Below are 13,552 nucleotides of genomic sequence, written 5' to 3' on the forward strand. Positions count from 1 at the left end.
TTATAAGATTAAAAAAAAGAGTTCCTGAGGAACTCTTTTTATGACTTGCTTATTTTTTACCCCGTTTTTTAGCGGCAGTACTTTTCTTTACGTTTTTCTGAACCTTTTGTTGCATCTTAATCTTATTCAGGTTTTTATTGGTTTGCATATTTTTTTGCATAACCATTTTTCTTTGCTGCATGATGTTCTGAAATTTCTGTCCATCCAGATTCAGGCATTCCCCGTCTTTAAGTCTCAGTTGCTGCTGATCTCTTATTTGATAGGAACCATCGGGATTGATCCTGGCACCATTTTCCAGCACAAGCTGATTATGAATACGTTGCTGTTCCTGATTCCTGATCTGGTACATCTGTCCGTCCATAAATACGAACTGGGTTCGGTTCTGATTCCTTTCTCTCATTTGTTCCTGAGAAAGGCCTTTATTCTCCTGCCTTACTTTGAACCTGTACTGGTACTCATTATTATATTTAACCCCGTCCATGTCAAGGCATTCGCCGTCCTTTAATCTGAGTCTTTTTCCGTCTCTGGTCACATATCGACCATTAGGGCTAAGCACAGTTCCATCATTCAAGGTGATTTTATCCTTTAACCGAACCTGATCACGATCTCTGATTTGTAATAAATCACCGTCTACCATCATTAATCGGGTTTGATCCCGATCCTGATCTTTTATCTGGTCTTGAGCAGTCACTACGAAAGGGCTATAGACCAGAAATGCTAATAGAATTACTAAAGTTTTCATTTTTAACTATTTTATCATCCTATTAAAGTTACTATCCGGCTCCCTCAAAGAGAATGACATAAATCACTCCCGGAAGGAACTATTATGAACCGAATACACAGGTTCAGGCAGATCCCCCAGTTTTAAAGGCCTTAGGGCATGGTAAAAAACTCACATCCCTATTGTAACAAATGTTACTGGAAATAATAATGGGAAGAATTAGGTTTGGATAATGTTCACTCAAAATATTGAGATCTTAGTAGTAATCTTATGAATGCTTTCAGAGCTTTGGCCAGATCCATCTCGGTCGTCTTCGTCACAGTGGCAGGGCTGATCGTTGTTATATTGCTTGGCACTTTCCTTTATCATCAGAACCCCGGGCTCTTTGCAGGAGCGTCAGAAGAGATCTGGCAACCCAAAGATCCCGCCGCTGAAATTGCCGGCGGTTTTATAGAGCCGTATGTTGAATACGGCTATTTACTGATAACTGAAACTTCAGCGCATATCGGCCCAATGGCCGAAGATCCGAAAATGCATTTTGCGGGGAATAACCTCGCCTGTGTGAACTGTCATCTTAAGGCGGGGACCCAGGCCGGATCCGGCAGCTGGATAGGGGTTACCGAAAGGTTTCCACAATTCCGTGGCCGCTCCAATAGTGAAGGTACCATAGAAGACCGGGTGAATGGCTGTATGGAACGAAGCATGAACGGGAAGAAATTACCCGAAGCATCAAAAGAGATGAAAGCCATCGTCACCTATATGGAATGGCTTGGGGAAGGTCTTCCGAAGGAAAGGGAAAAGGAGTTCAAAGGCTTTCCGCAGATCGAAATACCCGATATGGTCGTAGACCTTCAAAAAGGAAAGACCTTATATCTTAAGGAATGCGCCGTTTGTCATGGCGAGGACGGACAGGGCCAGAAAAGCAATGATCCCTCCATCGCATATCTTTATCCGCCGCTGTGGGGAGAGGACAGTTTTAATGATGGCGCGGGAATGCACAGGGTGCTAACGGCCGCTCAGTTCATCAGATCTAATATGCCGTTTGAACAGGCTACCTGGGACGCTCCAAAACTCAGCGACGAAGAGGCTTATCACCTCGCGGGATATATCAACAGTTTTTCCAGACCCCATAAACAGCATCTGGAACTTGATTTCCCCGACCGAAAACTGAAACCGGTCTCCACTCCATACGGTCCATGGGCGGATGATTTTTCGGCCGAGCAGCACAGATCGGGGCCCTTCCCTCCTATCATCGAATTCTATAAGAAGAAATATAATCTTACCAAGACAAAGTAAGGCCTGAAGAGGTTTTTAGTTCCGTTGGTTCACTAGTCTGACAAGATGTGCAGGCGCACTAGTTTTTCTTAATGCCCTTCCAAATCTTTTTCCCCAGGCCTACCACCGGCAGAGTGATCGCACCAACCACCACTCCTACCAGAAATTCTCCAAGGATGGATGGCAGACTGTGTACCAGTTCATGTATAAAAGGAAGATTATGCACAAAGATCCCTCCTGAAACCAGTAGCAGAGCTATGGTCCCTATCACTCCCAAAGATTTGATCACCCAGGGCAGGGCATTCACCAGGAAGTTACCAACCATGTCTGAGAAACTATCGGTTTTGTCGTTAAGCTCTATGAGTTTCGCCCCGAACTCGTCCATACGAACTATGAGCGCCACGATTCCATAGACACCCACCGTTGCCACGAGGGCGATAAGGGAAACCACCATGATCTGGGTGGCGATAGGCTCAGTGCTTACCGTACCAAGGGCGATGATCACGATCTCCACCGAGAGGATGAAATCGGTGATAATGGCCGATTTTATCTTTTCCTTCTCCCGTGCCAGAGCCTCTTCTTTGGTGATCTTCTCCAGTTTAGGCTTTTCCTTCGGGTGCGCATGCGGAAACAAATATTCATAGACCTTTTCGGCACCTTCATAAGCCAGGTAGAGTCCGCCCATGAGCAGGATAATCTTTACCGCGATGGGCACAAAGGCACTTAACAGAAAGGCGACGGGCAGGATGATAAGTTTGTTGAGAAAGGAACCTTTAGTGATGGCCCAGAGCACGGGGATCTCACGGGAAGACATAAAGCCCGAGGCTTTTTCGGCATTCACCGCGAGGTCGTCCCCCAGGATGCCGGCGGTTTTTTTTCCGGCTACTTTTCCCATGGTGGCCACATCGTCCATTAAAGCAGCTATATCGTCCAGCAGCGCAAAAAATCCTGACGCCATAATTCTTTTGGTTGTTTTAAGAAGAGCCCAATTTCAGTCTTTTTCAGCTAAACTGAAAAATTTTATGGCTTTATTCTCCCATTATTAACTATTTTGAGCCCTTTTGTTAACCCCCTTAGAATATGTAAACTTCGAAAAATAGTAGTTCTCTCCGAATCCACAATCAAGCTTTCAATTACCATATAGTGGAATTTTTCCATTAATTTGGATAAAATCCTTTCAAAACTTCCAGAAAACTTTTAATTTGCCGCCATGAAAGATGTCAAGTTCGCAATAACCGATATCGAAACTACCGGCAGTGGGATCAAAGGCAATAAGATCACCGAGATATGCGTCATGGTGGTGCAAAATGGAGAAGTAATAGATAAATACTCTTCTTTGGTGAATCCCAGTCAATCAATACCATTATATATTGAAAGTCTTACCGGAATCAATGATGAGATGGTTGGTGATGCTCCTCAATTCTCTGAGATTGCTGGAGATGTGGAGAAAATCACAGAAGATTGCGTGTTCGTGGCTCATAATGTAAATTTCGATTATAACATTATTCGTTCTGAATTTGCCGCTATCGGAAAGGAATTCAAGCGGAAGCGCCTGTGCACTGTCAGGCTCACCAAAAACCTGATCCCCGGACTGTTTTCCTACAGTCTTGGAAATATCTGTACATCTATCAATATTCCTCACTACGATCGTCACCGTGCGGGAGGCGATACTGAAGCTACAGTCAACCTTTTTCAGAGGTGTCTTTCATTAGACCCTGAATATGAAGTGATCACAAAATTACTGAATCAGAGAACGGCCGCATCCTATCTCCCTCCAAATTTCAAAAGATCTGATTTTGAAAAACTTCCGCAATCAACAGGGGTCTATTTCTTCAAAGATAAAGACGGGATTCCCCTTTACATAGGAAAGGCAAAAAACATTAAGAGTAGAATAAAGTCCCATTTTCAGGAAAGGTCTAACAGGAAATATAAACTGATGCAGGCTACCTACAGTATAGATTATGAACTTACCGGAAATGAACTACTCGCCCTGCTGCGCGAATCTGAACTGATCCTGAAATATTACCCGAAATTTAACAAAGCACAAAAAAAGCCGGGACGGCCATATACACTTACCTCCTATCATAATCAAAAAGGTATCGAACAGTTTGCTTTGCATAAGAATAAGATCGCACCAGTGACCTGGATGAAGTTCTACACCCGCGATGAGGCGATAAAATTCCTGGAATTTTTATGCGAGGAATTTAAACTCTGCCCAAAATACTGCGCACTTCAAAGTGGGGTTAAATATTGTGACCATTACAAGATTACTCCCTGTAGTGGTGCCTGTAAGAATGAGATCGATGCGGAAGAATATAATATTAGGGTCTCTAAAGCCATAGAGTATCTTGAAAAATTTGAGGATTCCTGTCTTTTGGTAGAAAAAGGAAGAACTGCAAAGGAAAAATCTTTTATCTACCTCAACCAGGGCAGGTATGCCGGATATGGTTTCATAGATAATTCCCAGGAATTCAATCATTCGGAGGAATTCAAAAATTTTCTTATTCCGCAGAAGAATTCCAGTTATACCGATAGAATTCTAAGTCGATATTTGAATACCAAAAAGGAACTTATTAAAATTCCACTCGACACATCCCGGGAAGCGGGGACAAAATCTACCGAAAGTTTCTTCGGTGGGCTGATCCAATAAAATCAAAAGAGAGGTTCTGCGGCTTCTGCAACACTGAATACGTCTTTCCTTACTTTATAGAAATGCAAGCTTCTAAGGCTTTTGCAAATCAAATCCCCAATCAAAAAATCAACATTATAAAAAACTTTAGCTCCGCCTTTTTTTTCTTTTAAACATTTAACGGAAGTTGAACTAATCTTAAACTCTTGTAAATTCAACTATTAGTCCCTTCAAGAATCGTTATATTCCATCTTATCACAAAAAAATGTAACTTTAAAAGGCTGGTTATCAACCTGAAGATTCAAGTCTATACCAGTTCGTTCAGTTAAATTAAAACAGGCGTTATTCTGGCAAAAAATTTCATTAAAAAGATAGGCGACCTCCTCGCTCATTGGCGTCCATATAATACATGGATACTAACTCTCTGTTTTATTTTCTTTTTGAAAACCAGTTGTGCACCAAAGCTTGAAGATGTAAAGGCTCCAATCAGTGAACCGGAAGAATTTTCAGTTTCAGGAACTGATACCATCCCGGAAAAATGGTGGACCAGTTTTGAGGATCCCAATTTGAATCGGTTGGTAAATCAGGCTTTAGAGACCAATCTTCAGCTCGCGGGCGATTGGGAACAATTCAGGGCAGCCCTTGCCGTAGTGCAAAGAGAAAAATCCTTTCTTTGGCCAGATATTGAAGCCTCGGCCAGAGCAGCCATAAGCCGACCGGAACCGGACTTTGCCGGGGGAGAAAATATGCAGGTGGGCCTTTCAGCCTCATATGAGATCGATCTCTGGGGTCGCATTCGTTCAGGAATCGAAGCTGAAAAATTCCGGGCACAGGCTTCTTATTTTGATTACCAGGCGGCTGCCATGACTCTATCCGCAGAAACGAGTATTACCTGGTTTCAACTGGTCTCGGCCAGAAAGCAACTGGCTCTCATCAACAAACAGATAGAAACCAATGAAGATATTGTGAGGTTGATCAGAGCACGTTTTACCGGTGGACAGATAAGAGCTGTAGACATATTGAGACAGGAACAATTACTTGAAAGCACAAAAGATCAAAGAATATTTTACGAGACTAATATTGAGTTGCTCCGTAATCAATTATCAGTATTGTTGGGGCGACCTCCACAGAATGAAAGTATTTTTCCCGCAGACAGCCTTCCGAAACTCCCTCCCTTACCTGAGACCGGACTTCCTCTGGAACTTATCAGGCGCCGTCCTGATGTAAGGCAGGCATATAATCTGGTGCTGGCAGCCGATAGGGACATGGCACAGGCAATAAGAAATAAATATCCCAGAATATCATTAAATTTAGAAGGTCAAATGCGGTCCAACAATTATAATTCATTGTTTCAGGACTGGGCCTATACTCTGGCCGGAAATATTGTAGCTCCCCTGATTTATGGAGGAAGATTACAGGCTGAAGTTGACAGGACCCAGGCCACCAAAAACCAGATATTATATGACTACGGACAAACTGTATTAATCTCCTTCAGGGAAGTAGAGGATGCCCTTATCAGAGAACAAAACCAAAAGAAAAGAATAGAAGTTCTGCAAAAGCGACTGGATCTGGCAAAAAAAACCAGTGATCAGTTAAAAACAGAATTTCTTAATGGTCTTAGCGATTATCTGGAAGTGCTTTTACAGCTGGATGAACAGCAACAGTTACAGCGGGATATGATCGAGGCTAAACAAAGCCTGCTGGAAATAAGGATCTCATTGTATAGGGCTTTGGCGGGTGACTTTGGATATGAACCGCCGGAAAACTCTCAGATAAACTAAAGACATTCAAGTATGAAAACCCGTAAAATATTGATGATCTGTGGAATAATCCTGCTGGCCGCCATAGCAGTAACCCTGCTCATCTTTATGACAGAACCTAAAGCCAAGCAGGAAGGAGCTACCAAACAAATGGCTATGCTGGTGGAAGTTACACCTGCAGAACAAGGTGATTTCATCCCTGTAATCCAGGCCACCGGAACTGTTCAGCCAGTTGAGGACGTGATTATTAGCCCCCTGGTGAATGGAAAGGTTATTAGACGTGACCCATCATTCGTACCGGGAGGATTTGTTAAAAAGGGAGAGATACTGCTACAGGTAGACCCTTCAGATTATCGCAACATACTGGAGCTTAGAAAAAGTGAGCTGCTCCAGACAGAAACCGATCTGGAGATGGAAATGGGTCGACAGGAAGTGGCAGAAAAGGATTTGGAACTCGTTGGAAATGATTCCCTTTCTTCGAAACAGCGTTCCCTTGTGCTTAGAGAGCCACAGTTAAATGCTGCAAAAGCTAATATCAAGGCGGCAAGGGCCGCTGTGAATCAGGCTGAGATCAATCTTTCCAGAACTACCTTAAGAGCTCCGTTCGACGCGCATATTCTTAATCAAAATGTAACCGTGGGCTCACAAGTTGCTCCGGGAGATAACCTCGGCCGGCTGGTAGGCACAGATTATTACTGGGTGACACTTACTGTCCCGGTATCAAAACTTCAATGGCTGAGTTTTCCCGATTCTGAGAATGAGACGGGTTCTATAGTAAAAATTAGAAACAATACGGCCTGGCCTGCCGGAAGTTTCAGGGTCGGTTATCTGGATAAACAGGTTGGAGCCCTGGATGAACAGACAAGACTGGCAAGGGTACTTATTAAAGTTCCTGATCCTCTTGCACAGAAGAAGGAGCAGAATAAACCTAAACTTATGATTGGAACCTTTGTAGAAGCAAATATTCAGGCAAATGAAATAAAAGAAGTGATAAGAATAAACAGGAATTATGTAAGGAACAATCAAACAGTTTGGGTAATGCAGGAAGATGAACTTTCTATAAGAAATGTTGAAATAGTACTTACAGATTCAGATTATGCATACATCTCGCAGGGCCTGAAAGAAGGAGAAAAAATAGTGACCACAAATTTGAGTACCGTTACAGAGGGAATAAAACTCAGAACCCAGGCCAATGATTCTTTAACCGACACAGGAAATTCAGCTAAAGCAGTGGAATAGAAGAAAATGGAAAACTCTGAAAACAAAGAATCAAGAAAAGAAGGAGCCATAGCTTATATGGCAAGAAATTCCATTGCCGCAAATCTACTGATGATAATCCTTATCGGTGGAGGTATATGGACCATGTTCAATATTCAGAAGGAGGTTTTCCCACAATTTCAACTTGATTATGTGAATGTTAACGTGGTATATCCCGGAGCTGCCCCGGCTGAAGTAGAACAGGGAATCCTGCTTCCGGTGGAAGAAGCCATTCGGGGGATCCAGGGGATTAAAGAGATTGTTTCTACCGCTAATGAAGGCTCAGGGGAAGTAGTAATAGAATTGATAGCCGGCACAAACAGGATGAAAGCCTTTCAGGAGATAGATCAGGCCGTGAGTAGAATCCGCACCTTTCCTGATGATATTGAACAACCACAGGTAAGTCTTCAATCCAGACAGCAGGAGGTAATGGAAATTGGCCTTTATGGCAGTGCCGATATCTGGACTTTGCGAAAACTTGCCGAAAGATTAAGGAACAGGCTTTTGAGCAATCCTGAAATAACCCAGGTTGAAATAGGGAATGTCCCCGATTATGTCACTCATGTGGAAATTTCCCGACATGATCTGAGACAGTATAATCTTACCTTGGGACAGGTAGCCAATATAATTGCCCAGTCAAGTGAAGATGTTCCTGCCGGAGCAGTTGAAACAGAATCAGGCGAGATCCTGTTACGAATGCAGGAACGCAAACAATGGGCAGAAGAATTTGGAAATATTACCATAGTCTCTTCCTCTTCCGGAGCAAAAATTACTCTAGCCGATATCGCTAAGATCACCGATGGATTTGAGGAATCGGGCTTTCATGGGCAATTCAATCAAACTCCATCAGTAGAACTTAATATTTTCAGGGTTGGTGATCAGTCGCCTTTGGAAATTGCCGAAATTGTTCAGCAGATACTCGATGACTTTCAGCTTCCACCAGGAGTGGATTATCGAATAGACAGTAATAGTGCTGAAGATTACAGGGAGCGTCTCTCCCTGCTTACTGAAAATGGCATCCTAGCTATAGTAATCGTTCTATTAATCCTAACTCTTTTCCTGGAGTATCGCCTTGCATTCTGGGTGATGATGGGAATGGCGATATCATTTATTGGCGGGATAATCTTATTGCCCGTGATTGGCGTTAGCATTAACATGATCTCCATGTTCGGATTCCTGGTAGTACTGGGGATTGTAGTGGACGATGCTATCGTGGTAGGAGAAAACATTTATGAATATCGCCAGAAGGGATTGAGCTATGTAAAAGCTGCCATTGAAGGCACAAAAGATGTTTCCAAACCGGTTATTTTTAGCATCATTACAACTATTATTGCCTTTATCCCCCTATTATTTATGCCTGGCGAAACCGGGAAATTCTGGTGGCCGCTGCCGGTAGTTGTTATAGTAATTCTGGCTGTCTCTCTTCTGGAAGCCCTGTTTATTCTACCTTCCCATCTTGCCCATCTTAAAGAAAAGAAAACCAAAGGCTGGGTGGCAAAACTGGAAAACTGGCAGGGAAAATTCGCCAGTAAATTCAACGGTATAATTCAAAACCAGTACCGTCCATTTCTTGATGTTTGTCTTAAGTACCGCTATATTACCATGAGTGCTGCCCTGGCACTTCTTCTAATGGTTGGAGGTTATGGCTACAGCGACCACATGGGAATGATCATGATGCCGGAAGTAGCAGCAGATGAGATTGAAGCCGGTGTAAGGTTACCTGTAGGTACTACTACCCTGCAGGCTGCAAAGGTAGCGGAGGATATTACGAAATCTACCCGGGAAATGTTTGAAAAGCATAATCTATACGAAGTAGCCGAAGGTATCAAGACCAATGTACGGGGACAGAATTTTATCGATGTTGAAATAGTCATGCGTCCACCGGATGAAAGAGATATGTCGGCAAGGGAGCTTATAGCACTTTGGCGTAATAATATTGGCGAAATCGAGGGAGTTGACCAGATCACCTTTGAAGCCGAAAGGGGCCCCGGAGGCTACCAGCAGGATATAAGTGTAGATCTGAGCCATTCAGATATTGATGTGCTTGAAAAAGCAAGCAATGCTTTCCTTGAGCGCATGGAAAAGTTTGAAAACACACGAGATATTAGTGATAATTATAATAAAGGTAAGCTGCAATTCGATTTCAAGCTGCTTCCGGAAGGCCGCAACCTGGGCTTCACATCTTCACAGATTGGCCAGCAGGTGAGAGATGCATTTTTCGGTGCTTTAGCACTAAGACAGCTGAGGGGCACCGAGGAAATTGAAGTCCGGGTGAAATTACCGCTGGAAGAACGAAGAGATATTCAGAATCTTGAAAATTTTTTCATTAGAAATCAAAATGGAGTTGAAGTTCCATTAATGGATGTTGTAAAAGTGGAACAAAGAGAAGCCTTTACGAGTATTAACAGAAGGGATGGCCGCCGAGTTGTAAATGTAGGGATGGATGTAGAACCAGCCAACGCAGTTACGCGTGTACTTGAATCAATACAGGCAGAAATTCTACCCCAACTTAGAGCCGATTTTCCTGGTATTACATGGACCTTTGAAGGAAGTCAGGCTGATATGAGAGAATCAACCGCTGTGCTCTGGAGTGGATTTTCAATGGCAATGCTTTTAATTTATGCATTATTAGCCATCGCATTCAACAGTTATACCCAACCACTAATCGTCATGACAGCAATTCCCTTTGGCATTGTTGGAGCAGTTATAGGGCATATCATCTTAGGTTATGATCTATCCTTAGTAAGTCTGATGGGAGTCATAGCTTTATCGGGAGTGGTAGTAAATGACTCACTCATAATGATAGACTATGCAAACAAACTGAGAAGGAGTAATTCTGTGTATGATGCAATTCATGAAGCTGGGCTACGCCGTTTCAGGCCTATCCTGCTTACTACATTAACAACCTTTGGTGGTCTTACGCCTATTATTCTCGAAACTTCGAGTCAGGCTTATTATTTAATTCCTATGGCCATATCATTAGGATTTGGAATTGTATTTGCTACCTCGATCATTCTGATAATAGTTCCCTGTTTATACCTTATTCTTGAAGATATAAAAACTATGAGGCTAAGGGAAAATATTAGAAAAATTGCTTCATAACTCTTTTTTATATAACCTGGCAATTTCGATGGTTATACCCCTATAGGAATAATGAAAATTTAGCTATAACTTTAAAATCCATAGTTCTGGTTATTGAGTAAGCTTAAAGCATAGGCATTATTTTTCAACTTATTCTTTAACTAACCAACACGAAAAAAGGGATGCATTAATTAATGCATCCCTTTTGTTCTTATTCTTATCTTGTTAGATAGCACTAGAAGTAACAGCCTCCTTTTCGCCTGCCTGGATTAGCTGAACTGTCAAATATTTTAAAGCTTAAACTGATCAGAAACTGATTCAATCGTGTATCATCAAAAGTAGCACGGTTAATACCATAATCGCTATTTACTATATCCAATGGCATGGATTCCTTTGATGCCAGAGACCGGTCATAACGCAGGTCTACTTCAAATCTACCAAAGCTTGCTTTTATTCCGGCCTGAGCCGCCAAGGGTGTATTTTGAGAAACAATAGCCTGATTTGGAGGCTCGGTTCCTTCTAAAGAAGAATCCAGAATATTTTGATATGCTGGTCCGGCATATATATCTATCGGTCCCCAAACATTGTAACCAAATAATAAGGGAACGCTTATTTTATCAACTGCATATATTGAAGGTGCCGTTGGAAACTGAAATTCAGTCTCCATGGCACTGTAAATAAATTCAGGCCTAAGTAGGAATTTTCCGAATCTTACTTCGAAAAAAGCTCCACCGTGAAATCCAAATTTGGAATCTGCTTCAACGGTACCATCATAATAGAGTCCGTTAGAGCTATTTCCAGTGATCTGACCTCCCATAACATAATTCGCTCCTCCTTTAATTCCGAAACTAAACTCCTGAGCATTAGCAAAGGAAAAGCAAAAGAAACCAAGTAAAAATAGATAAAGTGCTTTATTCATATTCATAGTATAATTCGCGGACAATCGGGGTTAAATATATCAATTTAAAAAACCAATCAAATAGTTCGGCATATGTTTTTAACGTAAAAATTTCAATTTGAGTATCTGAAAATAAAAAAGCACCAGGAAACGGTGCTTTTCAGATCTATAAAATTTTGATTTTTAGTGTACAATTATTGGATCAGCATCCCCATCCGGATCTCCGACTACGGTTCCGTCAGTTCCTGCATTTCCAAGTAACAGAATTCCTGCGGCATGCGGTGCAGCCATAGAAGTACCACTAATAGTATTATATCCTCCATTTTTCCAGGAAGACTTAATTGCTACTCCGGGAGCTGCATAATCAACAGGTGGGTTCCCGTAATTGGAGAAAGAAGCCCAGGTGTCTGTATCGTCCATAGCTGAAATTGTTACGATATTCGAACCATTTGCACGGGCTGGTGAGTGATTATTGGCATCATCAGATTCATTTCCTGCAGCAAGTGAAAACTTGATCCCATTTGCAGAAGCAGCAAGCACCGCATCATCTAATGCCTGTGAAACAGGTCCACCCAAAGACATATTTGCTACATCACCATTAGAACCGTTTGCTCCAACATGATCAACACCTGCTATGACGCCAGAGTAAGATCCGCTCCCTCTGCTATCCAGAACCTTTACAGGAATAACGGTAGCTCCTGCTGCTACACCAATAACACCTACATTATTGTCTATAGCGGCAATAGTTCCCGCTACATGAGTCCCATGCCCATGACCGTCATCTAATGATTTGGCATCTCTTCCCGAAGTAAAAGCATTGAATCCGCGTGAAGCATCTACTTTAAGGTCTTCATGGTCAAGATCGATACCAGTATCTATCACCCAGGCTACATTTGAACCTGAATAAGTTACACCTCCATTTACTCTAGTAATTCCATATGGTGTCTCCTGGCCTTCAGTACCACCACCTCCACCACCATCACATGGTCCACCGTTAGGAGTTCCACATGGAGGAGCAAAAACTACAATACGATCTTCTTCCACATATGCCACTTCTTCCCTTTTGCTGAGTTTTGAGGCATCACTGGAGCTTAATTTCAATGTAGCCCCTTTAATGGTCTTACTGTACGCATTTACAATCTCTCCTTTTATACCTGCATCAGACATTAATTTAATGGCACGGGCTTTTACCATATCCTGAGATTTTTGATAATTCTCGACAGATTTACCCTCATCAGTCTTATTAAATACAACTATATACTGACCGGGAATAACCTGAGAATCAGATGGTGCGACCATTTGAACATCTCCTTCCTCGACAGGAGCAGTAGAGTCCTGATTACAGGAAAATAAAAATGCTGCCGCGAAAAGAGTAGCACCTAGTCTTTTGAGTGTTTTTAGCTTCATATATTTTAAGTTTAAAGTTAAAAAAAGGTTAATAGATCGTTTAAAGCTAAGATTTGTTAGTTAAAATGCAAATCTTTTTAACTTAAAACTCACAAAATATAACATAAAAGTCACGCTGATAGCGTGACTTTTATGTTATTTGATAATCAGTGTTTTAAAATGCTTACACTTTTAATCTAGTCAGTGGTTTTTTCTCCTTCCCATTCCATGAAACCGCCTAACAGATTATAGGTTTCACTAAATCCCATCTGGTCTAATAAAGTACATGCCTGAGAACTCCTTTTGCCAGAGCGGCAATAGATATAATAATGCTTGGATTTATCAAGTTTTTCGACTTCATTGATGAATCCCTGGCCCTTATAGATATCTATAACCTTAGCATTGGGAATGTACCCTTCAGCTACTTCTTCTTCAGTACGAACGTCGAGAATAACGGCATCACTGTCATTTTTAAGCTTTTCCTGCCATTCTTCCTGAGTTAATTCTTTCATAGTAAAAATTTTAATTTTAAGAACTGTAAATAT

Annotated in this window: 10 protein-coding genes; 5 read left to right on the plus strand and 5 right to left on the minus strand. The window is 41.9% G+C overall.

The window, feature by feature from the left end:
• Nucleotides 1-49 precede the first annotated feature (49 nt).
• Nucleotides 50-742: a DUF6799 domain-containing protein gene (locus LU635_RS04045; RefSeq protein WP_240096443.1), complete on the minus strand. Its 693-nt coding sequence runs from the start codon at nt 740-742 to the stop codon at nt 50-52.
• 249 nt (nt 743-991) lie between these two features.
• On the opposite strand from LU635_RS04045, the gene LU635_RS04050 reads away from it, so the two are divergent.
• Nucleotides 992-2,017, plus strand: coding sequence for a c-type cytochrome (locus LU635_RS04050; protein ID WP_240096445.1), 1,026 nt, complete (start codon nt 992-994; stop codon nt 2,015-2,017).
• Nucleotides 2,018-2,075: 58 nt separating this feature from the next.
• Here the strand turns inward: LU635_RS04050 and LU635_RS04055 are convergent, their stop codons facing one another.
• Entirely contained in the window at nt 2,076-2,954 is an 879-nt protein-coding gene (locus LU635_RS04055; protein WP_240096447.1) for a DUF808 domain-containing protein, read from the minus strand.
• Nucleotides 2,955-3,206: 252 nt separating this feature from the next.
• Here LU635_RS04055 and LU635_RS04060 point away from each other — a divergent pair, with 252 nt between their 5' ends.
• The 4 genes from LU635_RS04060 (at nt 3,207) to LU635_RS04075 (ending at nt 10,744) form a co-directional block, all read left to right on the plus strand.
• Nucleotides 3,207-4,646: an exonuclease domain-containing protein gene (locus LU635_RS04060; RefSeq protein WP_240096449.1), complete on the plus strand. Its 1,440-nt coding sequence runs from the start codon at nt 3,207-3,209 to the stop codon at nt 4,644-4,646.
• Between the two features lie 419 nt (nt 4,647-5,065).
• A complete protein-coding gene (locus tag LU635_RS04065; protein ID WP_240096452.1) occupies nt 5,066-6,406 on the plus strand; it encodes a TolC family protein in 1,341 nt (446 codons plus the stop codon).
• A gap of 12 nt (nt 6,407-6,418) precedes the next feature.
• Complete coding sequence (locus tag LU635_RS04070) at nt 6,419-7,624, plus strand: efflux RND transporter periplasmic adaptor subunit (protein WP_240096454.1); 1,206 nt, start codon at nt 6,419-6,421, stop codon at nt 7,622-7,624.
• Between the two features lie 6 nt (nt 7,625-7,630).
• Complete coding sequence (locus LU635_RS04075) at nt 7,631-10,744, plus strand: efflux RND transporter permease subunit (protein ID WP_240096457.1); 3,114 nt, start codon at nt 7,631-7,633, stop codon at nt 10,742-10,744.
• Nucleotides 10,745-10,958: 214 nt separating this feature from the next.
• Here LU635_RS04075 and LU635_RS04080 read toward each other — a convergent pair whose 3' ends face one another.
• The 3 genes from LU635_RS04080 to LU635_RS04090 all read right to left on the minus strand — a co-directional run bounded on the left by LU635_RS04080 (nt 10,959) and on the right by LU635_RS04090 (nt 13,519).
• Nucleotides 10,959-11,642 (minus strand): outer membrane beta-barrel protein, encoded by a 684-nt coding sequence (locus LU635_RS04080; RefSeq protein WP_240096459.1) that lies wholly within the window; start codon nt 11,640-11,642, stop codon nt 10,959-10,961.
• Nucleotides 11,643-11,804: 162 nt separating this feature from the next.
• Nucleotides 11,805-13,028 carry a S8 family peptidase gene (locus LU635_RS04085; protein WP_240096461.1) on the minus strand — a complete coding sequence of 408 codons (1,224 nt, stop codon included), beginning with the start codon at nt 13,026-13,028 and terminating at the stop codon, nt 11,805-11,807.
• Nucleotides 13,029-13,204: 176 nt separating this feature from the next.
• On the minus strand, nt 13,205-13,519 hold the full coding sequence (locus LU635_RS04090; protein WP_240096463.1) for a rhodanese-like domain-containing protein: 315 nt from the start codon (nt 13,517-13,519) through the stop codon (nt 13,205-13,207).
• Nucleotides 13,520-13,552 lie beyond the last annotated feature (33 nt).

It is taken from the genome of Christiangramia crocea (assembly GCF_022410465.1).
GTDB lineage: Bacteria > Bacteroidota > Bacteroidia > Flavobacteriales > Flavobacteriaceae > Christiangramia > Christiangramia crocea.

Coding starts and splice junctions, on each gene's coding strand:
- LU635_RS04060 (WP_240096449.1), top strand. CDS start 3,207: ATGAAAGATGTCAAGTTCGCAATAACCGATATCGAAACTACCGGCAGT.
- LU635_RS04050 (WP_240096445.1), top strand. CDS start 992: ATGAATGCTTTCAGAGCTTTGGCCAGATCCATCTCGGTCGTCTTCGTC.
- LU635_RS04045 (WP_240096443.1), bottom strand. CDS start 742: ATGAAAACTTTAGTAATTCTATTAGCATTTCTGGTCTATAGCCCTTTC.
- LU635_RS04075 (WP_240096457.1), top strand. CDS start 7,631: ATGGAAAACTCTGAAAACAAAGAATCAAGAAAAGAAGGAGCCATAGCT.
- LU635_RS04055 (WP_240096447.1), bottom strand. CDS start 2,954: ATGGCGTCAGGATTTTTTGCGCTGCTGGACGATATAGCTGCTTTAATG.
- LU635_RS04070 (WP_240096454.1), top strand. CDS start 6,419: ATGAAAACCCGTAAAATATTGATGATCTGTGGAATAATCCTGCTGGCC.
- LU635_RS04080 (WP_240096459.1), bottom strand. CDS start 11,642: ATGAATAAAGCACTTTATCTATTTTTACTTGGTTTCTTTTGCTTTTCC.
- LU635_RS04090 (WP_240096463.1), bottom strand. CDS start 13,519: ATGAAAGAATTAACTCAGGAAGAATGGCAGGAAAAGCTTAAAAATGAC.
- LU635_RS04085 (WP_240096461.1), bottom strand. CDS start 13,028: ATGAAGCTAAAAACACTCAAAAGACTAGGTGCTACTCTTTTCGCGGCA.